Source organism: Bacillus mycoides (assembly GCF_001757995.1).
In the GTDB taxonomy this organism is placed as follows: domain Bacteria; phylum Bacillota; class Bacilli; order Bacillales; family Bacillaceae_G; genus Bacillus_A; species Bacillus_A mycoides_B.
The window spans coordinates 142408-168902 of record NZ_LXLV01000023.1 but is presented as its reverse complement, the minus strand read 5'-3'; the positions used below and the strand labels follow the sequence as shown (position 1 = coordinate 168902).

Below are 26495 nucleotides of genomic sequence, written 5' to 3'. Positions count from 1 at the left end.
ATTCTATAACTTTTTTCATTTAACTTATTTTCTTATTTGCATCAGCTGCTGGTTGCACTCCATTTTTCGTTTTTACAACGCTAATACCATAGCCGATAAATCCACCGATAATCGCTGGGAAGATCCAGCCTAATCCTACTTCCTGCATCGGAAGGAATTTAGTGAACACTTGGCTTACCACTTCAATGTTAACTCCAGCTGCACTTAATCCATCAAATAAGCTGATGATAAATGTTACGATTAAACTCACTTGATAAACTTCAGCTCTTCCTTTGAATAATGAGTGGAAGAATGTTAAGAAAATCAGCACGATTGCTAGTGGATAAATTGCTGTTAATACTGGAACAGAAACTGCGATTAATTGCGTTAATCCAACATTTGCAACGATAGCACTAAACACACATAGAGTGATTGCAATTGCTTTGTAAGGAATATTCGGGAATAACTTATGGAAGAATGACGAACATGCTGATACAAGTCCCACACTAGTTGTTAAACAAGCAACTGTAATCATTAACCCTAATAATACTCCACCATATGATCCGAAATAGTAGTTAGAAACTTTTGCTAATACTTCTCCGCCGTTTTCTAAATGTCCAAGCTTCGCAACACTTGAAGCTCCCATATAAGAAAGAGCTGTATAAATAATTGCTAAAATAGATGCTGCAATGATTGTCGCTTTTGCACAAACGACCATAATTTGTGTTTTCGTTTTCGCACCTTTTTCTTTAATTGCATTAATGATGATGATTCCGAATACGAATGATGCGAGCGTATCCATTGTTAAGTATCCTTCTTGGAACCCTTTGAAAAATGCATGTGATGTATACCCTTCAACTGGTGCTTGCATTTCTCCAATCGGATTAATAAAAGCAACGACTACTAAAATACCGATGAATGTCAATTTAATTGGCGTTAATATTTTTCCAACAATATCGACAATTTTCGCAGGATTTAGCGAAAAAAAACAAGTGATGCTAAAGAATATAATTGTAAAAAGAATTAACGGTGTAGAACCTAGTCCTTCTGGCATAAAAGGCTTAAGACCAATTTCATAAGATACATTCCCTGTTCTTGGTATTGCAAATAACGGACCGATCGCTAAGTATAAAACTGTTGTAAATACAATCCCGAATACTGGGTGAGCGCGACTTGCTAATGACTGTAAATCGTCTTTACCTGAAATCCCAAATGCTAATACACCAAGTAGTGGCAACCCCACTCCTGTTACTAAAAATCCAGCGTTAGCAATCCAAACATTTTCACCTGCTGATTGACCAAGCATCGCTGGGAAAATTAAATTCCCTGCTCCAAAAAATAGTGCAAACAACATTAATCCAATAACTACTATGAACGAAAACGGTACTTTATTCGCCATAATATAACCCCCATTCAAATTTCCTTATCTCATTTTCCAATTTTAACTAATTGAATTTTCTGAATATTTAATTTGAGTATCAACTATTCTTTAACTCATTATAGTTTGATATATAATATTTTGCAATACTATTTTCAAACTTTTCATTTATTTTATAAATATACATTTTTTAACATAGAATATAGACTAAAAAACCAACATGGTCATCCATGTTGGTTTTTCCATTTACTATCATTAGTTAAAATTTCGCAGCTACTTTTTTAACGTTTTCTAAACCTTCTTCAACAATTTGTTGTGAGCGATCTGGATATTGATTGTGTCCTTCAATTACCACTGTTTCTGGATTTGTAATTCCCCAGAATCCAAGTACAGTTGTTACATAATTAACTGCCATTTCCATAGGAGCCATTTGCTCTGAAGAGTAATCTGAACCACGAGCACCTAGTACAACTACTTTCTTATCACCAGCTAAACCTTCTGGACCATTTGCTGTATATTTAAACGTTTTTCCGGCTTGAGAAAGGTATGAAATATATGTGATTAATGGTGCGGGTACTGTGAAGTTCCATAATGGGAACGCAAATACAACTTTATCAGCTTCTAAAAACTGATTTAAATATTGATCTACTGTAGCAACGGCCTTTTCTTCTTCAGCTGTTAACTCCATTCCTTGACTACGTTTATAACCACCTGAAATAGCGATATTTCCGTAATACGGAAGATCTAATGCGAATAAATCTAACTCCGTAATTTCTGTATTCGGATTTGCTTCCTTATAAGCACTTACAAATGTTTCATACATTTTTGAACTAATTGCTTGCTCCGCTGGACGATCGTTCGCTTTTACAAATAATACTTTTGACATAGTTTTATTCTCCTCTACTTTTGTATTTTCTTCTTTTTTACCAAATAATGAGCTAAATAATCCCATTCTCTTCACCTAAACTTTCTTATCATATTCATTATTCATCAGCATTAAAAATCTTATTCCAAGAAAAGGTTTCATCATATACTGTTGAAACTATCTCATTTAAATACATTATCTAAACCGAAGTTTTAACTTTTCTTTATTTAATTACCTTACGTAAGTGAGTATAGTATACTAACTTACTTAAGTCAAGTAACTTTACAAAAAGAAAAACATCTCGAATTAAAAATATTAAACAAAGATATTTCCTCAGTCAAAATGATAAATTCAAAAACACATAAGTGAAATACCTTGTATAATACAACTAGAGAGGGAAATTCATCTATAGAGAGGATTTATTAATGAGTACTTTAGAAAAGATTCAAACCTTTATCATTCTTGCAGCTGTTATATTCGGGGTTATATTAGGACAATTTAATATGATACATATGTATTCAGAAAAATTTATTGTCCCCTTCTTATTTTTAATGCTTTATGGATTATTCCTCAGCATCCCCTTAAAGGATATAAAAAATGGATTCCGCAACTTAAAATTCGCTGGAACAAGCCTAGGTATTAATTTTATATGGACACCTTTTCTCGCTTGGGGATTAGGCGCGTTATTTCTTTCAGATCACCCAGCACTTTGGGTTGGCTTTATTATGTTAATGGTTACTCCGTGTACAGACTGGTATTTAATTTTCACAGAGATCGCAAAAGGTAACGTCGCATTATCTACATCAATTCTACCGGTAAATTTAATTTTACAAGTATTATTGCTGCCGGTGTATTTATTTTTATTTGCTGGTGTAATGAAAGCAGTAGAAATTTCTGTTTTAGTAGAAAGTATCGTTATTGTACTTGTTTTACCATTTGTCTTAGCACATGGTAAAAAATGGATAATGAATAAACTAAAAAAGACAACTATATTAGAAGGAAAATTAATTCCATTTTTCAGTTCTGCTCAAATCTTATTTTTAAGTTTAGCAATAGTAGCGATGTTTGCCTCACAAGGTAAGTACTTATTACAAAATATGAATGTTGTTTTATTGTTACTTATACCAGTACTACTGTTCTTCATGATTAACTTTATACTAGGACAATTTTTAGGACGTATGATGCATTTATCCTATGAAGACACCGTAAGCCTAAGCTTAACAACATTAGCGAGAAACTCGCCTGTTGCACTCGCGATTGCTGTGACTGCTTTTCCAGACGAACCTCTTATTGCACTTGCCTTGGTCATTGGGCCGTTAATTGAATTGCCTGTGCTTGCTAGCATTTCGCAAGTGTTGCTGCTTATTAAGAAAAAACAGCAATACACATAATAAAAAACGTCCCACTGCGGGACGTTTTTTATTATCGAGAAATTATAGAATTAACAATAATTATCGCATCTTACTCATTAATAAAAATGATATAATAGAAGATTAACTTTTCGTTACATTAAAAGAGCCTTTCTAATTAAACATTATAGGAAAAGTAAATATAACGAAAGCTGCCCAAAGTCCGTAGACCGGCAAATACTTAGTAACTGCATCTTGGATAGTTGAAGGACCGGATTTGTTTTGTAGAAAACGCATATAGGCGAGCATAATCCAAATTAGATTTGCCCAGATAAGTATGTTTACTCCTAAAGCAGCAAGTCTATTTGGCGTAATCCCATAAGAAGAAAGTCTGAACACGATTGCTGACAAAGCCACACTGTCAATGATAAGTGCAAGAACAATTAAGGCAAAATTTATATAATCTGAAATGTTCTTTTTCTCGTCTGAGTCGCTCTCGATAATGGAAAATATAGTAACGGCCAATACACCAAGGAGTATTCCGTTGAAGACTATCAGGAAATTGCGGTCCAAGAATGGATTTTTTCCGACCCATATAACCGTTATTAGATAGAGCAACAATGTGATCAGGACAAGAGGACTAAAAATTTTAGCTATATATGGTGTAATATTCTTAGCCAGTTTCAGATTCATTGATACCAGGTATGCAGCCACAATAGCAAGAGCGGCAGCACCGAATAAAATAACATTACTAAAATAGAAGTCTTCTATATTCAAGTCAACAAACCTAAATAACTGCATGGTTAATGCTGCTAGTACCATTCCGCTAACTGCCATGCTGGCGTAGAGAATACAATACTCCAAATTAAATTTAATATAGGCTAATCTTGTACTGCCTTTTGAATATTCATTCCCTGTAAATGCAAGCCCTACCAATATCCATAAGAATATGGGAAAGTGTAAATAAGCAAGGATAATACTGTCTTTATAATTTAATGGCAGCGAATTAAGATAAAACCCGGAAATTAGGAACAACGCTGCAAGAGAATAAATAATACTTTTTTTCGGAGTATTATTGTAAACAAAATAGGCAGCAATAAAGGGAATTATACCAAAAGCCAGGTTAATTGGAGCAATTGCTTCCTGTTCGACAAAATGGAAAATGATTCTGGTGCTTATCCCGGCCAGAATAGCTAAAATGCCCATGAATAAGAAACCTTTTTGAAACAAGGAGGTTCCCCCTATATTTTCCATCTCCTTGAAATGTAATCTTTCATACCAAATACCCAGAACCTGAGAATCCGGATTTTGTTCCCATGCGTGTGAGAATGACTTTTTAAAAGCTTTCGGGTCTTTTCTATACATTCTCTCCAGCTCATGAGGGTTATCAATATTTTCAATAATCAAATTGTTAATGTCCATAGTTATACCTCCCCTAATAATTGTTATATTAAGTTTCCTCGACAATGTTTAACTGTCTTCATCACTTTTATATTCTAAAATGTCTCCAGGCTGACATTCTAAAACCTTACAAATTGCCTCTAAAGTGGATAAGCGAATCGCTTTTGCCTTTCCATTTTTCAATATAGAAAGGTTCGCCATTGTTATTCCAACCTTCTCCGAAAGTTCTGTTACGCTCATTTTCCTTTTTGCTAACATCACATCAATATTAATTATAATTGCCATTGTTATTCACCTCAGACCGTTAAATCATTTTCTGATTTGATATTAATTGCATCTTGTAAAAGTTTTTGGAGAACAGCCGCAAAGACTGCGATAACCATCGCAGCAAAAGGAACAACTAATCCGACAAAGATAACTCCTGGTGCGTCGTCTACTTCCGCAAAGATATAGAAGAGCGGCCAAACTAGCACATGCAACATACTGATTGTAATGGCACAGTATTTGACTTTCTTTAAAGCTTTTACAGATAAATCGGAGAAAGCTTTATTTTTGTCAATATAGCCTAAGAGTTTGAAGGCCTGATACAAAGCAAAGTAAAAAGGTATAGCCGATGCATCAAAAGCGATGAAAACGAGATATTTTATAATAGCAAACTGTGGAAGCAATTTTGCTGCAAGATTCGCCATCTCAGGCACCAAAAAGATGCACAGAGCAAGAACTGGGACTCCTAACAGAATAACAGCTATTTTTAAAAACAACGTTGTTACTTTTCCCATAAAAAGCACCTCACTTATTTATTCTGATTTTGATTTTAATATAAATTTTATTGTTTTACAATAAATTTTTATTAATTAAGATAATATTTTTATTGTATATTTTGTTTTAAGCGAAAATAAAAAGCATTCCTCATTCAAAGAAATGCTCTATAACTTTTTATAAACATCGGCTTAATCTACTTTCAGTTGCTCTCTTAATTGCTTGTTTTCATTTTCTAATCTCTTATTTTTCCTTTATATAAAAGAAATGATAGAGATGATATAAACGTCCTATTTAATACCATCTTTTCAAACAATTATTTCAAATAATTTTTAGTGCTATTACACAAAAGTCTGTAATTATAAAATAAAAAGCATGACAATTTTATGTCATGCTTTTTATTTTATATCAATATTTTTTTCAAACCTAACCTGTTACAGAACGAAAGAGCTTTTTTTATTTGTTGAAACCACTTTGTCTTTGTATAAAAAAGTTCTTTACTAATAAGTAGTGTAATTACTGCGTTTTTCAAATTAGTAAAGAACTTTTTTATCCCGGCTCAATTTTTCGTAAGATGTCTATATTACTTGATTGAAGGCTATTTTTGCTTTGTTCATATCTCCTAATCAACCATTTCCCAAAATTGAGATGCTACTTTGGAAATTCTTTGGTCTTTTAATTTTACTATTACAGGCTCTAAATGAAAATCAAATTGTTTCAATTCAAAAAGCGTTGTATGTTCTAAAAATGATGATGTGTAATCCATTCTTGGAATAACGGATAATCCTAGTCCTCTACTAACAAGTGCTACAACCATCCTTATATCTTTACACTCGATAATGATATTTGGCTTGACTTGATGTTCATCAAACACTTTGAAAAGGTCTTCATTGAAGGAGAGTCCTTCCATTGCTCCTAGCATAATGAATGGGAACTGGGCAATCTGTTCAATCGTCACATGCTGTGATGAAAACGATGTTGCCCAACTTGATGGAATAATCACAGCGGTTGGTTGTTTTTTTAATATTTTCATCTCATATTGTTCACTATTGCCCAATCGTAAAAGTAAGGCAACATCAATTTCTCTTTGTTCTAGTCTTTTTAATAATTCTTCTGAATTTCCAGTTACTATATTTATTTTAACATTAGGGTATTGTGTTCTAAACGTACTAACATAGTCAATGAGCATATTCGAACATGCAGATGATACACCGATACTTACTGTTCCTCCTATACCTTGTTCAATTTCTTGAATTTGCTGCTTTACATCTTGAATTTGTATTAACATTTGATTGGCATATTGGTATAGTATTTCACCTGTTGCTGTAAGCTCCCATTTTTGACGATATCGATGAATTAAAGTTGTGCCAAGATCAGTTTCAAGCTTTTTTAATAATTGGCTAAGTGGGGGCTGCGCGATATGGAGCACTTCTGCTGCTTTAGAAATGCTTCCTTGTTTCACAATTTCTTTAAAGTAATATAATTGCCTGAAATCCATTGTATCTCTCCGTCATATGTTTTTTGATATGATTAGTTTATCATATATATATTTTTCATATGTCGAATTTGACGTTATATTTAATTCTATAGCTATAGTCTTTATATTGATAATATTAACTAGAAAGTGAGAGATACTATGAATCATTGGAACAGAACCTTGAAGCGCATCATCTTATACGTGCTCGGGTTATTTTTTATGTCGATTGGCATTAGCATGTCGATTCAAGCAGGATTTGGTGTATCGCCTGTGTCATCATTAGCATATGCAAGTACGCTAACGATTGGTTTATCGGTTGGTGTGACAATGGCGCTTGCAAATGTTTTATACATTATTATTCAAGTGATATTAAGTAAACGAATGGAGTTAAATGAATTTGTGAGTCAATTCATTATTTCGTTTTTATTTGGTTTTTTCATGGATGCAACACTCTTCCTTGTACAACTTTTCCCTGCACCTGAAACTCTCCTTGCTCGAAGTGTATATTTGATTGTTAGTTTATTTGTTATAGCGGTCGGTTTAATGGGCTATACAACAGCGAAACTGCCATTAATGCCGTATGATGCGTTAACTTATGCAATTAGTGAAAAATTCAATTTAAAATTCGGTAAAGCAAAAATTTTGAGCGATTTAATAAACATTTGTGTGGCTGGTGCAATCTGTATAGTTTTCATTCAATCATTAGGCTCAATCGGAATCGGCACACTAATTGCCGCCTATTTTATCGGCAAAATTTTAGGGTGGATGATACCGTATTATCAACCAACTCTCCAACAATGGGTATTTAAAACAGAGAAGGCTGCCTAAGGAATCATAATAAAGTACAGGGAAAATAGATGAATCAAATTCCTCAGCCGAAATCAAATAATGAATTTTGCACCTTACCAAGTGCCAGTCCACATTAGGAATGGCATTTCTTTATTACTGCCTTTTCTTTGACCTTCTATCACTTTGGTTAAATGATAAAACAAACATTGTATTAAAACTAACCTGCCGTTTAGTTAAAGAAGGATCTTTAAACACCTTTTTTATATCTTAAAAGACTTTATTGTAAATTAAATAACTTTATTGCTACTTAACACTATTTCATACCATCTTTTCAAACAATTATTTTAAATAATTTTTAGTATTAGTACACATAAATCTGTAATTATAAAATAAAAAAGCATGACATAAAATTGTCATGCTTTTTCTTTTCTATCAATATTTTTTTCAAACCTAACCTGTTACAGAAACTTTGACACGGGAAAGTACTTTTTTATTCAGTAAAGAACTTTTTTATTTGTTGACACCACTTAATTCTCAAACACAAAATTAATCTTATTATCTTTCCACTCTAGCTTCGCATCAAAGGTCTTCTCGCCCTTTTTAAAGCCTTTAATTAAATCGGTCTTCTCACCTTTTAAGAGCTTTGTTATATTCTTTTGCGAAATTGTTTTACTTAATATTTTCTTCGAGATGGTAAAGTCACATTGTGTTGTATTGTAGTTTGAACAGCCGTAAAACGTAGATTTATCAATTACATCACCATCACATTTTTTACAACTTCCAACCTTTTTACCAGTTGTAAATTTCGATCCTTTTCGCTCAATCGATTCAACATGTAATCCAGTGAAATCCCATTTCTCCGACATTTCTACCGCGTCTTCAATAATTTTAGCTGATAACTTTTTCGTCTGTTCCATAAATGTAGCTGGTGAAGCGGTACCTTCACCAATTTCCGCAAGACGTTGTTCCCATTTTGCAGTCATTTCCGGTGAAGCTAGTATTTTGTCGCCGATTGCTGTAATTAATACTTTTCCCTTATCGGTCGCATACACTTGGTTTTTCTGCACATCTATATATTTACGGTCTTTCAGCATCGTAATGATACCGGCACGAGTCGCTTCCGTACCTAAACCTTCTGTTTTCTTTAATACTTTCTCCAGCTCTTCATTCTCCAAATACTTACCTGCCGTTTTCATTAACGTAATAAGTTGTCCTTCTGTATAACGCTTCGGTGGCTGGGTTTTTCCTTCTTTCACTTTCACCTTTACAACTTTTCCTTGTTCACCTTCAGCTACAATTGGAAGAATCGTTTCGTCATCTTTATCGTCTTGGAAAATAACTTTACGCCAACCTTCTTGTATTTGCTGTTTTCCTTTCGAAATGAACGCAGCACGTTCGTCTACAAGAGTTGTAATCGTTGTGTAGTCAAAGATCGCTACTTCATAATGCGCCGCAATGAGTCTTCTTACGATCATATCGTAAATTTTCTTTTCATCACCTGATAGTTTGCTTGGATTTGTAACTTGTTCTGTCGGTATAATTGCGTAGTGATCTGTAACTTTCTTTTCATTCACATAACGCTTATTGTTCATAACCGATTCAATTGGTGCTGGCAATAAACCTTTATATTCATCAAACTGACTTAACTTCTGTAAAATATCAGGGAACGTCGCTGCTTCTCCTTGTGTAACATAGTTAGAATCCGAACGTGGATAAGAGACTATCCCTTTTTGATATAGTGCTTGTGTTATATCAAGCGTCTTTTTCGGCGAAAATTTAAAGGCTTTGTTTGCTGTCGCTTGCAGTGCGGATAAATTAAATAAAAATGGTGGCTGAAACTCTTTACGCTCCGTTTTCATTTCTTTTACTACAGCCGGTTTATTTTGACAAAACGCTGCAATTTTATTTGCCAAATCAGGATCATTTAAACGGGACTCATTATCTTTCTCCCATTTCCCCTCATATTTCTTCCCTTCAATATTAAAGGTTGCGAATACTTCCCAAAACGGCTCTGATTTAAAGTTTTCAATTTCCTTCTCACGCTTTACGATCAATGCTAAAGTTGGTGTTTGCACACGACCGGCGGAAAATACATCATTCATTCCCTTTTTCTTTAGCAAAATACTAAAGACACGCGATGCATATAGCGATAGGTAAGTTTTTGATAATCTCTCCAACTTTTCCCCCGCTCCACACCGTACGTGCGATTTTCACCGCATACGGCGTTCCATCAATTTAAACATATCTTTGTTTTCCCTAATCTTTATAATATTAGTTCTCAAGAATGCGATTATATCATTCAATATTGCTATATAGCTTTGTTTCCAACTTTCTTTCTTAGTTTGTTAAGTTTTTCAAGTTGGATCTCGTTGAGATCAAACAGGGTTAAGAGCTTTCTTATATTTTTAGGGTCATTTGTATGGATAAGCCAATGTATATCATGATGAATAACCACTAAATTTACATATCTATCATCTTTTGATTCGTGATGCGGAATAATATGGTGACAGTGAATTTCATTGAAAGCCAGTTCTCTGCCTGTGATAGCACATTTTCCATGTTGAGCGACAAATTTTGAAATGCGATTGTCATTGTACTCAACTGTAGCACGTTCATTTATGACAGGATTCTCTCTTAACCATTGGAGCATATATTCAGACACAAGACTTTGGTTTTTATGAATTCCTACACGCCCCTGCGGAGTGTACTTGTTAATCGAACTTTTCTTGCCTAATGGTTTTCGTTGTTTAACATAGCCAATAGGGATAATTGGCATGTCCAGCAAATACCTCATATTTTTCGACTTCATATATTTCATAATACCTTTGTCTTTTGTCTTATAATTGCTTGTTTTACTCAATCCACGTAGTCGATTTTTAAGGCTTAGCATTACAGAATAATGGATGCCACTAAAATCAATTGCTACATGCGAAGCTATATTATAGTAGTTATGAATACCTAATACCAATGCGTTGTATCTACTAATTTCAGCCACTGTTTCTTTTGAGTTTGGACTTTTCTGAATGGCTCGTATTTGGGTTTTAAGCTGATGTCTTATACTTTTTATTGCTTTTTGTGATACATAAGTGTGCATAACATATCTATCAGCTTTCCTTTCAGCCTTCAACTCAAAACCTAGGAATGTACTTCTTTCATTCCACAAATCAGTTATTTGGGATTTTTCTACTGAAATTGGTAGACGTAACCTATCTTCAAGCCACTGTTTACTTGCATGGTAAATGCGTTCAGCAGTTTCCTTGTCCTTATAAAATATTTTAAAGTCATCAGCGTACCGGACATAGTAGAACTCCTTGAGTGTTGTGCTTGACCTTAGTTTGCGATAATGATTTGATTTAACTTCACCTTTACCTTTGGCATATTGGTTAATAATTTCTTTACAGCGACGTCCTTGCCATTGCTTTGATATCCACCAGTCAAACTCATTTAGATTGATGTTTGCTAGTAGAGGAGAAAGAACTGCACCTTGTGGTGTTCCCTTTGTTGGAACTATCACTTTGCCGTTAGGCATGACAATAGGTGATTTCAGCATTTTCCCGATAATTGCTAGTAGTTGCTTGTCTCTGATACCAATAGTCCAAAGTTGTTTCATGAGTTTGCTGTGGCATACTTCATCAAAGAAGCCTTTGATATCCACATCAACCACATAACGACATTGATTAAAGTTAATCCTGTTACCGCAATCAACGATTGCTTGTTCCACTGACCTATTAGGCCTAAATCCGTAGCTATGGGTATTAAATTTTGCTTCACAGATAGGTTCTATCACTTGAAGAATGCTTTGCTGTGTCAACCTATCCCAAATGGATGCTATACCTAGTGGTCTTTTCTTTCCGTTTGGTTTAGGAATATCTACCCTTTTGACACGCCTTGGTTGGTACCAAGAAAACCTTTTCTTCATTATAGATAGGTATTCATTTGTACTAAATTTTTCAATATCCTTGATTGTCAATTTATCAATACCTGCTGTGTAACTTCCTTTATTACGTTTAATATTTCTGTACGCTAGTAGCAAGTTATCATCAGATATGATATATCGCATTAGATTTTTGAATATCGCATTCTCGGAACTATTCTTGAACAGCAAATCCAACGTTGGCGTCATACCATAATACTCAGCATGTCGTAACTTGCTATCTTTCAGTTCCTCTTGAACTACATTACTCATAGTTAATCACTTCCTAACGGACGTGTTGCTAGTTGTCTTACACGAACCTATGAAAATGATTAGGGTTTCCGATTTGTTTCTAACATTGACTTGTGGCTATTCCTCTGTCCTCATTACAAGAACTTCAACGGTCACGCCACTACTCTCACTGAGATAAAATAAGGTTATTCGTTATTCACGCTTTTCCTTATAACGTTTCATTGAGTGTGCTCTCTCCACGTTCTCAGCTTTCCACGTTGCCTTATTTCTATCAAGATTACATTAGGTTAGGTGCTGACTATACCCCATCATTCTATCCAACGCCTTTAACGTTGCATGGTTTTTCATAGCATGAATTCTTACTCAACCACAGAATGATTAACTTAGATTTCTCCAAGCCAGATCGTTGGAGCGTACATTCGCCAGTTCGTCAGTGTTTTACCACATTCTCACCATACTAAGTTTTTAACGACTTCCGAGCTATCATATACAGACAATACCTCTATTGCCCTTTCGGTTATTCATTGAATACTACGGTATATTTCACTCGACTTCACCGAGCTTCACACCATTCCCATATGCACATAGGAAATCGCATGTCGGAGTATTAAAGGGAGCGTTTCAGAGCGTTACCTCATCATTCCACTCCTCGAAATAAGACTTTATCCTATATTTGTTTTAATTTCATAACACATACGGATAAGATAGCTTTTCACTATCTAACGTGTCGCACTCATCCCAACCACCCAGTCGGCGCAAGATCTTGTATATGCTTCATAATACGTATTAATCGTATCTGATTCATCAAGTAAGTTTTTAAATCCTTGATAAATAGCTTGCTTCGTTAAAGATGAAATCCAAAGACGCTTCATTGGCTTTTGCACGTTGCAAAGATTAATAATGTTTCGTACGATCAATTCCCCTTCACGACCAGCATCGCCCGCGTGAATAATTTCTGTTACCTGAGGATTATGTAACAGCTGTTTCACTACATTAAATTGCTTATACTTTGACTTTGTTACTTCAAATTGAAAACGCTCTGGAATCATCGGTAACGTATTAAGTGACCATTTTTTCCACTCTGCATGATAATGTTCTGGATTACATAACTGCGTCAAATGACCAATTGCCCATGTACAGTACGCTCCATTTGGAAATAACTCATTTGCTTCTACTTCTAAATATCCATCTTTCCGGCGATATTTAAACTGTGAAACAAGAGCCAAACCTTGATCTGGTTTCTCGGCGATGATTAATTTCATTGTATAACTCCCTATCTGTATTCCAGTGTTACTTTCATTGTCTATATGTTTAGAAGCGATGATAAAACAACAATCTTATTTATCATTCGCGGTTTATCTCACAAATAGGAGACCTATAATATTATACGCTTTTTCTTTATTGCTTCACAATAGGGAGAGTTGCATTATCCAAGTATCCTCTCTTCATTCGTCTTTCGTAACATTCTAATTGGCATTTCTAGATTTCATGATTTTATAAATAATTCTAAATCTATTCGCGTCTAAATTATCTACTACATTTCAAAAGATGAGATATCTTCTCTTTTCCATATATCCTTGAAGTAATTTGATATTACGATTAGTTCTCATATAAGAAACCGTCTCGCTCCAAACATAATTATGTTTGGAGCGAGACGGTTTGATTTACTCAAGATTTTAAAATATGGGTTGAGGACTCTCCTAATCTATCCCCTGCTGTGAACGCTCTATTAAAAGTAACAAAATTACATTTTTAAAAATATCATACTTTTATTTCAAAGTTATACATGTTTAGTAAACCTTATTATCCGATTCACAATTATTGCAGTAATCGAAATAATAAGAGCGGTTATCAAGCCAGATTCTCCAATCCAAATCTCTAATTGATATCCTGTAGTTGCACGTGCAAAAGGTCCTTGAATAATAGCATTCCAAGTGGTGTGGATGATAACCGACGGCCAAACACTACCTGTGATAAGTCGTAAATAAGCTGTAATATAACTGAATGGTACAATACAAAAATAGATGCCAAGTACAGAGAGAAAGACAGATGTTCCCTCTACATATAGACCAGCAATAACAATTGGGACATGCCATGTTGCCCATATTAATCCACTAATAAGGATTGGACGTGAAAATTTCGCATCGACTAGCCTTGTGAGCATATAACCCCGCCAACCCATCTCTTCTCCCATAACTGGGATTAAGTTAAGCAAGCTTCCAAAAATCCCACTCAATACTACTATAAAAATGAAACGTAATGGTGTCGGTAGATACTGAAGTCCAAGTATATTGTAGATAGGTTCTAGCATACCACCTTGCGGGAGCTGAAAACTCGCAAATCCGCTATACCAGGCAATCGAATAAGTAATTCCACATATTATCATAGGTATTAACAGGGCCAAAGCAATCCCCTTCCATATCTTTAAGTTACCTAGACTAAAAGATACATCTTTAAACCCTTCTCGCAGTATGATACGAGTCAGAATAGAAGAAATTGCAGGAGTAAACATATATACCACAATTAGCGGCATGCTTTTAGTAATCATTATTACTAAATTTAAGATAATAGAAGTAATGAACAAGATACTTAAAAACAGTTGAAGTCCTTTTTTAGCACGTTGGACTTTATCCTTATTGTGGAATGATTTTGCATGTAATATCATTGTAATCCGTCCTTCCCCTTTTATTAATTTGTTTATCTAATCAACTTCCTGTCATTTCGAGAAATACAACACAGAATGAAGATGTTTTTGCATATAGATTAATCAATCTCCCCCTCTTAAATTCATAATCTAGTCTTACTTACGATTCAATAATGTAATTATTCTCCATAAGTTGTCATAACCGATAGTAAGAAAATGTAATGATTAACCTATGACCTGTGTCAAATAATCTTGTGACAATATGTAACTAGAAAATATGATATGGAATAAATAAAAATTGAATTAAGGCAATTGATTCGCGCAAGTACATGAATCAATCTTGCTTTTGAAAATAATTCAATTGAGGTGAAAAAAATGAATAAAAAAAAGAGGTATTGTGGAATGGTTGCAATGGTTAGTACAGCTATATTAGTCGCAGGAGGTGGAGAAGTAGGAAAAGCACAAACGGTAGCAGTTGAAGATTCAGCTCAATCAATCCAAAAAAATATCGTTAAATCAATACAATCACAGGCGCATCCATTAAAAACGATAGAACCATCAAAATCATTTGACGATTTAAAACCACTTAAGAATATGATTGGGAACGCACAATATGTAGGATTAGGAGAGACTACTCATGGAAGTTCTGAAATTTTCACCATGAAGTTTCGCCTTGTGAAATACTTGGTTACTGAGATGGGCTTTACGAATTTCGGAATGGAAGAAGATTGGGGAAACGGATTAAAGCTAAATGAATATATACAAACAGGAAAAGGAAACCCTAGGGAATTTTTGAAATTGTTATATCCTACTGATGAAATTATAGCCATGATTGAGTGGATGAAAGATTATAATGCTGATCCATCCAATAAAAAGAAAATCCAATTTATCGGACTTGACTTAAAAACAATGGACCAAAGTGTCTTTAATAAAGTAATTGATTATGTAAAGCAGCATCGACCAGATTTGCGGGCAGAAGTAGAAGAAAACTATAAAGACCTTTCTTCTTTCACTGGAAGTATACAGGAATATATGAATCTTGCTCCTGAAATGAAAGAAAAGTTCAAGGCAAACGCTGAGAAAGTAGCCCAATTACTAAAAGATGAGAAGGAACAGGCAAACAAAGATGTAGGTTCATCCGAGTACATCTGGGTCAAAGCAACAGCGAATGCAATAGAGAAATTTACCACAATGCTGCTTTCTAATGACTACCCAAATGTAATAAAGCTACACGAGCAATACTTGGCCGATCATGCAATGTGGGCACAAGAAACATTTGGTGGTAAAACTATGGTATGGGCACACAATATTCACATAGCAAAAGGAATTATCGATGAGAAATTATACCCTGATGTTGCGGGGCAGTTTTTGAAGGAACGTTTAGACAATAATTATGTCACAATTGGTAGTACAACTACGGAGGGGAATTTCACCTTATACAGCGAATATAACCCTTCCACCGGAGGTAAGATTGCAACGGATACTATTCCACAAGATGTAAATAGTTTCAATTATACTCTCGGAAAAGTACCATATAAAATGTTTTTGTTGGATAACCGTCACCTTAAAGGACACGCAGAGAAATGGGTTAGAGCAAAAAGGCCATTACTAAGTATAGGGGGACAACTCCTCCCGGACGGTTTGTTATACTTTGATACTTCATTGCTTGAGCAATTCGATATTATTTTTCATATCCGAAAAACAAGTCCATCTCATATTAAATAAGAGTACAAAACAATCCCTTCTTGCAGATCCAAGAACGGGATTGTTTTGTAGAGGATTAATAAAATCATCTTGTATTTAACTAGGAATAGGCTAATCCCCCTTTTATCACCAGTGTAAAAATGTCATATGACATTTTTACACTGGTGAGTTTGACAAAAAAAGCAGTATGATTCGGTTATTACATAGATAGGAGTGATGCACTTTATGAGATCAAGATTCATCCAGAATGGTTATTTTTTATTACTAACTTTCATTACAGGTTTGTTTTATTTTTGTTTTTACTTAATAGCTCTGCTATTCAGTTTCACCCTTTCATTTACGGTAGTTGGGATTCCATTAGTTATACGCGTACTACAAACTACCACACCCTTTATCCAATTCGAGCGCATACAAACGAAAATTTATACTGATATTTCGACAGACTCTTACGATAGAAGTGTAACAACGGATACATCGGACTGGGCTCAAGTGAAATTAGGACTTACGGATCGCCGCACTTGGTCTGCTGTCTTTTGGTTAATGCAGAAATTTGTGATTGGCATTTTCAGTCTCATTAGTACAATCATTTTTTATGTAATGCCACTTATGTTCCTGTTATCACCACTATTGTATCGGTACATCGATATGAATATTATTTTCATACAGATAGATACTTTTCCCAAGTCACTCCTTGTAATGTCTATGGGTATAGTGTTTACCGCCATAAGTATTAAAATAGTAGATGGTTTAACGAAAAAATTTGGAGGTTATACACGCATTATGATTCAGCAACTAAATCGATAGAAGTTTGTAGTCTACGAATAGTAGGCAGTTTAAACTTAAAAATATAACAATGCAAGAAAGGTTATTCTATAATATAGGAAATGAGAAAGAAGGCTACTTAGGGGGTAAATGAATTGTTTGATATGGTTAAATATTGGTTTTGGTATGATTGGATTATGTTAGGAATCCGTCTACTTGTTAGTGTGTCTACCATCCTAGCAACATTAAATTTTCAGGATGGTTTAACATTACCACTTTGGATTATTATTCTTTGGGAAATTATTGCCTTCTCTATTCCATGGGTAGCCTTACTGTTCAATTACAAATATTACTTATTCACAGAAATATTGCTATATGGTGGACTATGTATATATTTAACCTCTTTATTTCCAGAAGCTTACAATATTTTTCTTATATCGGTGTTTCTTATCGCAGCAAATAGTAAGCATTTGTCCTATTATTGGACAGCTCCAACAACAATTTTTGTAATAACTGGAATTTTCTATGCGGTTTCGCCAAGTAATAGTTATTGGATTATGGTCACCTACTACGGATTCGCTTATGTAATGGGATTCGCTTTTCATTTATTAATCATCAATCATAAACAAAATGAAGCAATTCGTAAACAAAACGCAGTACTTGAGCAATATATGTCTCAGATCGAACGCATTACACTGGCCGAGGAACGAAACAGGCTCTCTAGTGAGCTTCATGATACAGTTGGGCACGCCTATACTTCCATTATTATGGGGATGGAAACGTTGCGGACCGATCTTGCTACCGAAATGGGTGTACAGAGGCTAGATTCCCTGCTTGAAATGGGACGTAAAAGCATCGAGGACGTGAGAGGTTACCTACATCAAATGGACCCTCAGTGTCAATCGTCTTCCTTGATTCAATCTCTACAAAATCTTGGAGCTGAATTTCAGGAGCACGCTCAGGTGGATGTAAGCTTCCGAACATTCGGAGAGGAATATCAACTGTCTCGACAAGCGAAGATAGCATTCATTCGTTGCTTACAAGAGTCCCTTACGAATGCGGTACGTCATGGTCAGGGGACTGAAATTATAGTTTCATTGCAGTTTGAACAACAATATACGAGGCTAGAAGTGCAAGATAATGGAAAGGGAAATGTAGAATGGCAGGAAGGCTTCGGTATGAATACGATGAAAGAGCGAGCAATGAATTTGCAAGGTCAATTGTCTGTATATACAAAGCCAGAGGAAGGAATGCTTGTTACATGTACCATACCGCGACAAACTGAAATAAAAGATAGACTTATTCGTTTGTTAATTGTCGACGATCAGCCATTTGTTCGGGAAAGTTTAAGTACACTACTCGACAGATATGAAGATTTAAATGTAGTCGGTTTGGCTGAAGATGGCGATCAAGCCATCGACTTGTGTGGGCGCCTTCAACCTCACGTTGTACTCATGGATTTAGATATGCAGCAAATGGATGGAGTCGAAGCGACAAAAAAAATTAAGCAACAATGGCCACATATCCGCGTATTGATTTTTACAACGTTTCATGATACGAAACAGGCGTTGGACTCGCTTCGTAACGGTGCAGATGGTTTTTTACTTAAATCCATTGAAACGTTAGAGCTAGCTAATACGATCCGACTTATTCATAGCGGTGGGACGCTGATTGATCAGGGTATATCTCACAAAATATTTGAGCAGTTTGATGAGCAAAACGAGACACCACAATCAAAAGCAACTGCTTATGAACTAACAGCCAGAGAGATAGAAATATTGCAGCTAGTAGCAAAAGGACTTCGATACAATACGATAGCTTCAAGGCTATATTTATCGAATGGTACGGTCAGAAACTATGCTTCCTCGGCTTACACAAAGTTAGGAGTGCGTAACAAGGAAGAAGCTGCCCAGAAAGCTCTAGAAATTGGAATTATCGAATGAGAAAACGGTTTGTTATTTCTTTAGATCTAGCTAAGCTGTAGTTACAAGATGCAGTAAGGAATAAAACTATGAATCTATTTTTTCATCATTTTTGGTAGGTAATTTTGAATAGGTTCACCCTGTTTTTAAATCTTTAAATAGCCTTACTACATTCAATATGTAGTAAGGCTATTATATTCTATATCAAAATTAAACATCTTTATTATTACTATATCGAAGCCAAACAATACTTCTCATACCTATTGAGATCTTTGTCTGTTTTTATGTAAGAGATTGAAGAGACGAAATAATATCTTTGTTAATTCTTTGGCTTCTTTTTGTAAAGAATGATAAATAAGTAGAAAGTACTCTTTTATGATATAAATCGCTTTATATTCGCTTAATTCTCGTTTCTTCTTGGGGAAGAGTAATTGGCGCATTTGAAACATGGTGGAGGCACAAAGAAGGATGCTAATTTTATTTCAATCTTCCTTGCACCCAAGTAGCAATATCATTTATAACATACTCAGGGATATTAGCAGGACTATAATATTCATCCGATTGACTTAATTCTCCATCTCCTTCTGTAAAGAAGTGATTTAACTTTGGATATAGTCGATAATCAATATTATCTCGCTCTTTTAATTGTTCTTTCCAAAAAGGAATTTCAATTTTTGATGGAACATGATAGTCTCTTTCTCCTTGAAGAATAAGAAGCGGTGTTTTTTGTTCTTTTGACATTTCTGCTGCTTTAATTTTACGGATAGAATCCCAATATACTGGTGGTCCTAAAGAAAAATCCTTTGGAGGATTCTGACTAGAGAAATTAGGATCCTTTAATAATTCAAATTGCGATTTGTAAAATTTATATTCTTCTGGTTTCATTTCTCCAATAGAAAGACGGTACTCAAGTTGATCTAAAACATTGTCTGTAAATGCCCGGGCCGCTCCTCCCATCACAATTGCTCCAGCAATATTATGATTTTGATTTTTTTCAATTATCCTCGAAATCATCATTCCACCTTGACTATGACCAAGAATATAAATTTGATTCTTATCTATCATAGGTTCATTTTGAAGAAAATGAGTCACAAGAAGAGCATCATCTGTTGTCTCTTTATCAACAGTATAAAAAGGACTAAGTTCTGTTTTCAATCCATGTTCATAGGTTCGTTTATTATAGCGAAGGACAGCAATTCCTTTCGAGGCAAGACCTTCAGCTAAATCGCGAAATGGTTTCAAAGCATACGTTGCTGAATCCTGATCGGCTGCTCCAGCTCCATGAACAAGAACAACCGCTGGAAAAGGACCCTTCCCCTTTGGAACAGATAATGTTCCTGGTAATGGAAATGCACCACTTCCAACTACTACTTCTTTATCAACAAATGATTCAGGGTTACTATATGATGGCCGATCTGCAACAGGACTAAACGGCATATTGAGTTGAAAATCATCTATTTTTCCAGATGGATCTAGTTTTATTAGTAAAGGTACAGTAATTTGTTCGAAAACTAATTTAATCTCTACATTTGTATGAACAGAATTTATCTCTTTTTGTGTAACCTCTCCAATTTCTATAAAAGAACCTGCTTGTAACTGCGTAGGAAGTTCCTCCCAATAGTTCTTCAGCCATTTTTCAGATATTATTTTCTGTAATGATCGAGAAGTTAAATCAAATGCAAATTTATAATCTTCAGTATGCATAGAATGGATAAATGAAAGAGTACTAGATATAACAGGATTTTCATCGTTAATATTGTCTATTTTTTTTATATTTGTGTTTGTTTCCTTTAATTTCGATTTAAATTGGTGGCTGAACGAATTATTATATGTATTTGGATATAAACTTGTTTTCAATATGTCCTTATTCCGTCCCTCAAACAAGTTTGAATAATCCTCGAAATTTTTAGGTGAAATTACTTCCTCCGCATATGAAACTGAAGGAATAGCTATTGCACAAATTGCAATGGCAAGTAATAACTTACTCCCTATTCTTTTTTTCGTGCTCATATTTATTAATTCTCCCTTCACAATTAAAATTTTTAATACAGCATGCCTAGTACTATACGGAAATAGAAATTTTCAAGGCGATTAATAATCTAATTTACGATCCCCACTAACAGGTTAAAAAGCTATTATAAACAAAACTCAATATAAAATGCCTTCTCCCTCTTTTTCCACATGTATGTTAACTCTAGAAATTACTTCTTTTCTTTAAAACACTCTTGTTACTGGTTTGTTTTTCATATATAAGTCGTACCTGTTTCCCCCTTCGCGCCACTTTATATTTTTATCATATACAATGAAAATCTCTTTTCCCTTACCTATTCCTTACAAATTCCTTACATTCGAAATCGCTTTTATAATAGTGCTGTAGGAACCTCTGTGCCCGAAAGTGCAAAAAAAGACACGAAGTTTTGAATAAAGTTGCGACGTTTATAAAATAGATGCGATGCTTTATCTTTTCAATTAAATAATTCTAAACGTGTTATGATTAAACTTTTTATAAAATTATATGTCTATTTAAAAAGTAACTAATCCATTTTGATTAGACTTTTTTATTGAACTAAAGAGTGCATTAGTTGATTAAGGAACACTAAAAAAAACTGGCTTATGGGGGTACGGAAACGATTCTGGGTACGAGGGGGCCACTCCGGGATTTAATTACAAATTAAAAAAGAACTTTATTCAAGTTCTTTTAATCTACGATACAGGGCGACCTGACTCACACCTGTAATTTGGCATATTTTCTCACTGTAAATCCTCTTTTTCCTTTTAATCCATTAAAGCGTGTAGTTATATGCGTACCGCCAACATTTTAACGAAAATATACGCTAAACAAGATTTGACATGAGAAGACGTCACTTTATATTCTATTCCTACAAGAAGTCACAATGTGCGATCCAATCATTTGTTTTACTATTTTTAGCAAAGTAAATTCCGCCACCATGAATAATCTTTAAATGTGCTTTTGGATCGTCTGTTATTTGAAAAACAAATTCATAATCCGCGGGCCATTGGATACCTGATTGTGCAAAGCAAGCATAGCCTCCTAATTTGTGTATGTAATGATTTTCTTCAAAAATATCCTCATAGTAGTCAATCTCAATAGTATTTTCAAGTTCAACAATTCTATCTTGCATGTTATTGGGGAAATCTTCCGTATCCCATTGTGGAAACTCATCAGTTACTAATTTTGGTATTAAAGGAAAAGGTTTTAGTTTTGGAAACGTAAGTGACATTTCATTCGGTACTAGTTCCTCTAAAGTATCATATTCTCTAATACAAAAATTTCCTGATAAGTTGGACAAATCTTTAGCAAAGTTTGGAGAAAGAAATACTGCGATGGCTTTCATATCTTTTACCGCTTCTGGAACAAAAGGTATTTGAGTTAAATTAAGCATCATGATTGCATACATTTTGTCTTGATAGCGGTCGATTGGGTAAATTTCATTTGGTAATGAATAGGGAATCTTTCCAATCCAACTTTCATTTATAGATAAATCGGGTCTTTTTCCACCTGTTTGAAAGATAGTTGCTCTTTTTCTTAGGACATTTTTTATTTGATCTATTTCCAAAGTATTTCTCCTCCTAAATATATATTTTGTTTTCTCTTTATTTTAATGGGTAATTATATTGTAACAATAATGTATGTTTTTGTTATAACGATTCTTTTGAAAGGTGTTGTTAATCAGCAATTTCACGTGTCTTTTTGTGGTTTTATTGTCGATTTAAAACAAATTTGTACTGTAATTAAAAAAAGTAAATAATTTAAAGGGCATAACATATTAGTCATATATAATATGTTATGCCCTTTGTTATTCAACTAACGCACCCGTTAGCATAATAAAATCACTAAGTCTATTACTACAAATCGGAGGGTAACATTCCATATACAATACTATCTGTCCATTCATTTTTATTCCAAAAATCTTGTATGAAATGGGCTTCCTTTCTCATGCCTATTCGTTCACACAATTTTTGTGAAGCTGTATTACGTGCATCAAGATTAGCTTGTATACGATGTACATTAAATTCATTAAATAATTTAAATACCAAACTACTTACTGCTTCTGTTGCCAAACCTCTCCCAGCTACTTCATTTGAAAAACTATAACCAATCTCAACAGTGTCTTTCATATCTGTGTACCATACGGATAGATCACCAACTACTTTAGTCTTGTATATAACTGCCAAACTTAATATTGATTCTTTAGTGAGTACATTGTTTGCTAGCTTCTTATTAAATCTTTTTTGCATATCTTCATGAGTCCACTTATTATGTAGTAGGAACTTACATGTATCATCATTGTTATAAATAACAAATACATCCTGTAAATCAGTACTCTTAAAAGGTCTAATTATTAATCTTTCTGTTGTGATTTCCAAGTTAGTTCTCCTCCCTTACATTCATTCTACAAAACATTTTTTATAGTATTTAAACCTCCTTCTTAGATTTTACCTTGATTACATATTTCATCATAGTAAATTAAAATCTTTCCTTCACGTACAATGCCATCAGATTTCAAAGGAAACTGGGATCAAAGAGGATATATTGCTCCTCATACAAGCGTAGATGGAACAAACCTTTATTCATTGAAGAATATAACTAATGAATTTGATTTTAAAATCAGGCCAAAATTTGAGGACTTAAAGAATAATCCAAACTTGAAATATTTTGGTTTAAGAGTAAAAATGCATTAATTAAAAATCCAATAAAAGAAGATCAAACTAGATAGTTTTTCTAGATTGATCTTCTTTTATATTCTCAAATGGTATTATTCTTCATTACATTTCAATGTAATGCGTCTACTGCAGTAACACATTAAACAATTGTGAAGAGATAATAAAGTTGTTTAATTTACAATAAAGTCGTTTAAAAAATAATATAAAGATATTAATTTTATCCTAATTATATTTTTTATAAATTCTAAAAGTAAATTCCCTATTTTTGGTATGATGGACAGAGACTATTTAATTTCTGATGGATATTCTTGAAAAGGGAGTAATGTTGTATGAAATCAATAAATGTAAATGGGAATATATATCAAATTGAATGTGTTCCTTTTGAAGATAAGAGTGAACAGGACGACGAGGGATACTACGAATATTTTTACAAAGGAATCGATTTATCGTTTCACTCTGACAAAGAAATAATTAAAGCCCGAATTTATGACGAGGAAGAAATACTATATTTCTTAAAAAATCCAATTCTTGCTTTTGGTAAAGATCTTGAAGCGATAAAGGTATATATAATTAAAGAATATGATGTAAATAAATTTAAGATTCCGGGTGGGGAAAAAACCTATATAGAGTTATAGTCATAATCGATCTTTGTCTTTACCATGATATATTAAATGCAAAAGGTAGGTAGTTATATGTTTCGTAAAGCTGAACCAAAGGACAGTAATGTAATTGAAAATCTATATTAAAAATTTGGCACCACATCGCTATCAAATTAAAAACTGGTTGTTCCCCAAAACGACAAAAATGAGCTGAATGATCATAAATAATTGTAAAGAGATAAAAATTTTTGTTTAGGGGGACTTCATAACCTTAGCTTGATAGCGATGGGGCAGCGCCAACAAAACGCGAATTTCGTACGCTAAGATTCATTCAACATAAAGATTGTTGATCGATTGTACTTGTCAGTAATACCATCTAGCTGCAGAGTGCCGAAAAAAATGAAGCAAACAAAAAATAACTCCAAAATCAACTTTTATTGTATATTTTAGAGTTACTTGACGTTTACTTTGCAACGAAAGAGAACCGCAACACTGCCTAAAACCTGGGGCGCTTATCACATCCACAAACATACACAATTAAGAGGCCTTCTTCATTCGTTGTTGCTCTTTAATTTGTTCAGCAATAGCTGCAACATGAATACATTCCATATATAGGTCATCAGCATCTGTATCTTTCACGCTAACTTTTATACTTGTATACTCAAAATCCCTTTAATTTGTTTTTGGATGGTAAAACATGTTTCTCTACTCTTTCATATAGAGTAAGCAATTGCTTGATAAAAGAAAATTTCGGTACTAACCAATACGAAAATAACGCTGAAACACATCCTATTAAAGCCCCTATCGCAATATCAAAAGGATAATGAACCCCTACCCAAATACGAGAGATCGCTACACAAAATGCAAGTATAAGCCATAACCATCCAGTCTTTTTACGAACAAGCCAAAACGAAAAACAAATCGAAAAAAAGAGAATCGTATGGTCACTAGGAAATGAATTATCTACAGCATGGTCGACAAGTTTATTAACATCAGGCAATACTGCAAAAGGTTGATAATTCAAATGAAATTTCCCTGCTATTTTTCCAATCACCTCAGCAATCACAAAAGCAACCATCGCTTGAATAACCATCATCCTACTTTTTCTGGACCTGTTAAACCAATAAGCTATAATAATTAAACCAAAAATATATACTATATATTCTGCAAAAAATACCATGGCTGAGTTTAGGAATGAATATTGTTTACCTAAATCATTAATTGCTCGAAAAATATCAATATTGAATTGAGAAAAAGACATTTTCAAATCCCTCCTTTATAGTAAGGTGTTTAACTGATTTCCATATACCTTCATTACATGAATAGTTTTGATTATTGTACTCATCTAAAAATAACAACCTTCTTGTACGCTTATAATTTTATTATGGGAAAAAAGGTTTAAATGGGACTTAACTACTTCTTAACTATGTGAATGTACTGTCTCTTCCTCTAACATGACGTTTTCACTTAAAAAATAAGAGGCATACGTGCGTATATTTCGACTAACGTTTTTAAACGCGGGCTGAGAAAACGTCATCTTCCTTCCCCTCCCACGCTATTTTTACTTTCATAAAAATAGGTATCAGCATGAGTATGACATCTCTTTCTTCTTTCTTCTTTCTTCTTTCTTCTTTCTTCTTTCTTCTTTCTTCTTTCTTCTTTCTTCTTTCTTCTTTCTTCTTTCTTCTTTCTTCTTTCTTCTTTTTCACTATAATAAAAAAAGAAAAAGGAAAACATCGAACTTTCTTACATACATTCGTGCATTCTTACAGTTTTGTCATTTTTCTCGTCACTTTGTAAATGTGTTCATCGCCTTGCCTTTCGCTATTTTCAAAAACTCTTGTAACTCTGGTTTTATATTCGTCTTTCGGTATGCAACGGCTAGTTCCGCAACAATTTTAGAATCACATATTTCTTTGTAGACAACTTCTGATTGATATAATTTATTTGCAGACACCTATCCGCTGTTAATTAAATAAGAAAAATTATATGTTTCTAATACATGTTTTTGATCGA

General features: G+C 34.0%; 19 protein-coding genes and 5 pseudogenes. 7 read left to right on the top strand and 17 right to left on the bottom strand.

From position 1 onward, the window contains the following. Positions 1 to 19 precede the first annotated feature (19 nt). Positions 20 to 1378, bottom strand: coding sequence for a branched-chain amino acid transport system II carrier protein (brnQ, locus tag BWGOE10_RS09000; RefSeq protein WP_070141818.1), 1359 nt, complete (start codon positions 1376 to 1378; stop codon positions 20 to 22). 238 nt (positions 1379 to 1616) lie between these two features. Continuing rightward, positions 1617 to 2309, bottom strand: coding sequence for an FMN-dependent NADH-azoreductase (locus BWGOE10_RS08995; protein ID WP_070141816.1), 693 nt, complete (start codon positions 2307 to 2309; stop codon positions 1617 to 1619). Between the two features lie 338 nt (positions 2310 to 2647). On the opposite strand from BWGOE10_RS08995, the gene BWGOE10_RS08990 reads away from it, so the two are divergent. Further along, positions 2648 to 3613: an arsenic resistance protein gene (locus BWGOE10_RS08990; RefSeq protein WP_070141814.1), complete on the top strand. Its 966-nt coding sequence runs from the start codon at positions 2648 to 2650 to the stop codon at positions 3611 to 3613. Between the two features lie 132 nt (positions 3614 to 3745). Here the strand turns inward: BWGOE10_RS08990 and BWGOE10_RS08985 are convergent, their stop codons facing one another. The 5 genes and pseudogenes from BWGOE10_RS08985 to BWGOE10_RS08970 all read right to left on the bottom strand — a co-directional run bounded on the left by BWGOE10_RS08985 (position 3746) and on the right by BWGOE10_RS08970 (position 7229). Further along, positions 3746 to 4993 carry a DUF4153 domain-containing protein gene (locus BWGOE10_RS08985; protein ID WP_070141812.1) on the bottom strand — a complete coding sequence of 416 codons (1248 nt, stop codon included), beginning with the start codon at positions 4991 to 4993 and terminating at the stop codon, positions 3746 to 3748. A 48-nt stretch (positions 4994 to 5041) separates the two neighbouring features. Continuing rightward, a complete protein-coding gene (locus BWGOE10_RS08980; RefSeq protein WP_070141810.1) occupies positions 5042 to 5257 on the bottom strand; it encodes a helix-turn-helix domain-containing protein in 216 nt (71 codons plus the stop codon). A gap of 11 nt (positions 5258 to 5268) precedes the next feature. Next, positions 5269 to 5751 carry a DUF2975 domain-containing protein gene (locus BWGOE10_RS08975; RefSeq protein WP_070141808.1) on the bottom strand — a complete coding sequence of 161 codons (483 nt, stop codon included), beginning with the start codon at positions 5749 to 5751 and terminating at the stop codon, positions 5269 to 5271. A 171-nt stretch (positions 5752 to 5922) separates the two neighbouring features. After that, positions 5923 to 5985, bottom strand: a pseudogene (locus BWGOE10_RS33955) (DUF6262 family protein); the annotation flags it as partial. Positions 5986 to 6353: 368 nt separating this feature from the next. Further along, positions 6354 to 7229 (bottom strand): LysR family transcriptional regulator, encoded by an 876-nt coding sequence (locus BWGOE10_RS08970; RefSeq protein ID WP_002148786.1) that lies wholly within the window; start codon positions 7227 to 7229, stop codon positions 6354 to 6356. 138 nt (positions 7230 to 7367) lie between these two features. On the opposite strand from BWGOE10_RS08970, the gene BWGOE10_RS08965 reads away from it, so the two are divergent. After that, the gene (locus BWGOE10_RS08965; protein WP_002200884.1) at positions 7368 to 8036 is read left to right on the top strand and encodes a YczE/YyaS/YitT family protein; all 669 of its coding nucleotides are present in this window, start codon (positions 7368 to 7370) and stop codon (positions 8034 to 8036) included. A gap of 488 nt (positions 8037 to 8524) precedes the next feature. On the opposite strand, the pseudogene topB (BWGOE10_RS08960) reads toward BWGOE10_RS08965, so the two are convergent. The 4 genes and pseudogenes from topB (BWGOE10_RS08960) to BWGOE10_RS08945 all read right to left on the bottom strand — a co-directional run. After that, positions 8525 to 10150, bottom strand: a pseudogene (topB, locus tag BWGOE10_RS08960) (DNA topoisomerase III); the annotation flags it as partial. Between the two features lie 155 nt (positions 10151 to 10305). Continuing rightward, on the bottom strand, positions 10306 to 12183 hold the full coding sequence (gene ltrA / locus BWGOE10_RS08955) for a group II intron reverse transcriptase/maturase (protein ID WP_070141806.1): 1878 nt from the start codon (positions 12181 to 12183) through the stop codon (positions 10306 to 10308). A gap of 701 nt (positions 12184 to 12884) precedes the next feature. Further along, positions 12885 to 13424: pseudogene (gene topB, locus BWGOE10_RS08950) on the bottom strand (DNA topoisomerase III); the annotation flags it as partial. 518 nt (positions 13425 to 13942) lie between these two features. Beyond that, positions 13943 to 14827 (bottom strand): CPBP family intramembrane glutamic endopeptidase, encoded by an 885-nt coding sequence (locus tag BWGOE10_RS08945; protein WP_070141802.1) that lies wholly within the window; start codon positions 14825 to 14827, stop codon positions 13943 to 13945. A gap of 381 nt (positions 14828 to 15208) precedes the next feature. Between BWGOE10_RS08945 and BWGOE10_RS08940 the strand changes: the two genes are divergently transcribed. The 3 genes from BWGOE10_RS08940 (at position 15209) to BWGOE10_RS08930 (ending at position 19215) form a co-directional block, all read left to right on the top strand. Then, positions 15209 to 16531 (top strand): erythromycin esterase family protein, encoded by a 1323-nt coding sequence (locus BWGOE10_RS08940; RefSeq protein ID WP_410254619.1) that lies wholly within the window; start codon positions 15209 to 15211, stop codon positions 16529 to 16531. A 204-nt stretch (positions 16532 to 16735) separates the two neighbouring features. Then, the gene (locus BWGOE10_RS08935) at positions 16736 to 17314 is read left to right on the top strand and encodes a sensor domain-containing protein (protein ID WP_070141798.1); all 579 of its coding nucleotides are present in this window, start codon (positions 16736 to 16738) and stop codon (positions 17312 to 17314) included. Between the two features lie 113 nt (positions 17315 to 17427). Then, the gene (locus BWGOE10_RS08930; RefSeq protein WP_070141796.1) at positions 17428 to 19215 is read left to right on the top strand and encodes a hybrid sensor histidine kinase/response regulator transcription factor; all 1788 of its coding nucleotides are present in this window, start codon (positions 17428 to 17430) and stop codon (positions 19213 to 19215) included. A gap of 245 nt (positions 19216 to 19460) precedes the next feature. On the opposite strand, the pseudogene BWGOE10_RS29730 reads toward BWGOE10_RS08930, so the two are convergent. The 4 genes and pseudogenes from BWGOE10_RS29730 to BWGOE10_RS08915 form a co-directional block, all read right to left on the bottom strand. Further along, positions 19461 to 19670: pseudogene (locus BWGOE10_RS29730) on the bottom strand (IS4 family transposase); the annotation flags it as partial. 1 nt (position 19671) lies between these two features. After that, complete coding sequence (locus BWGOE10_RS08925; RefSeq protein WP_070141794.1) at positions 19672 to 21204, bottom strand: alpha/beta fold hydrolase; 1533 nt, start codon at positions 21202 to 21204, stop codon at positions 19672 to 19674. Between the two features lie 869 nt (positions 21205 to 22073). Beyond that, positions 22074 to 22772 (bottom strand): DUF1963 domain-containing protein, encoded by a 699-nt coding sequence (locus tag BWGOE10_RS08920; protein WP_070141793.1) that lies wholly within the window; start codon positions 22770 to 22772, stop codon positions 22074 to 22076. A 289-nt stretch (positions 22773 to 23061) separates the two neighbouring features. After that, positions 23062 to 23583 carry a GNAT family N-acetyltransferase gene (locus tag BWGOE10_RS08915; RefSeq protein WP_070141791.1) on the bottom strand — a complete coding sequence of 174 codons (522 nt, stop codon included), beginning with the start codon at positions 23581 to 23583 and terminating at the stop codon, positions 23062 to 23064. 120 nt (positions 23584 to 23703) lie between these two features. Here BWGOE10_RS08915 and BWGOE10_RS33325 point away from each other — a divergent pair. Together BWGOE10_RS33325 and BWGOE10_RS08910 are read left to right on the top strand one after the other, a co-directional pair. Then, a pseudogene (locus tag BWGOE10_RS33325) lies at positions 23704 to 23898 on the top strand (hypothetical protein); the annotation flags it as partial. Positions 23899 to 24209: 311 nt separating this feature from the next. Then, the gene (locus BWGOE10_RS08910; protein ID WP_070141789.1) at positions 24210 to 24515 is read left to right on the top strand and encodes a hypothetical protein; all 306 of its coding nucleotides are present in this window, start codon (positions 24210 to 24212) and stop codon (positions 24513 to 24515) included. A gap of 625 nt (positions 24516 to 25140) precedes the next feature. Here the strand turns inward: BWGOE10_RS08910 and BWGOE10_RS08905 are convergent. After that, positions 25141 to 25740, bottom strand: coding sequence for an undecaprenyl-diphosphatase (locus tag BWGOE10_RS08905; protein ID WP_070141787.1), 600 nt, complete (start codon positions 25738 to 25740; stop codon positions 25141 to 25143). 528 nt (positions 25741 to 26268) lie between these two features. Next, on the bottom strand, positions 26269 to 26436 hold the full coding sequence (locus BWGOE10_RS32810; protein ID WP_171903103.1) for a hypothetical protein: 168 nt from the start codon (positions 26434 to 26436) through the stop codon (positions 26269 to 26271). Positions 26437 to 26495: the final 59 nt, after the last annotated feature.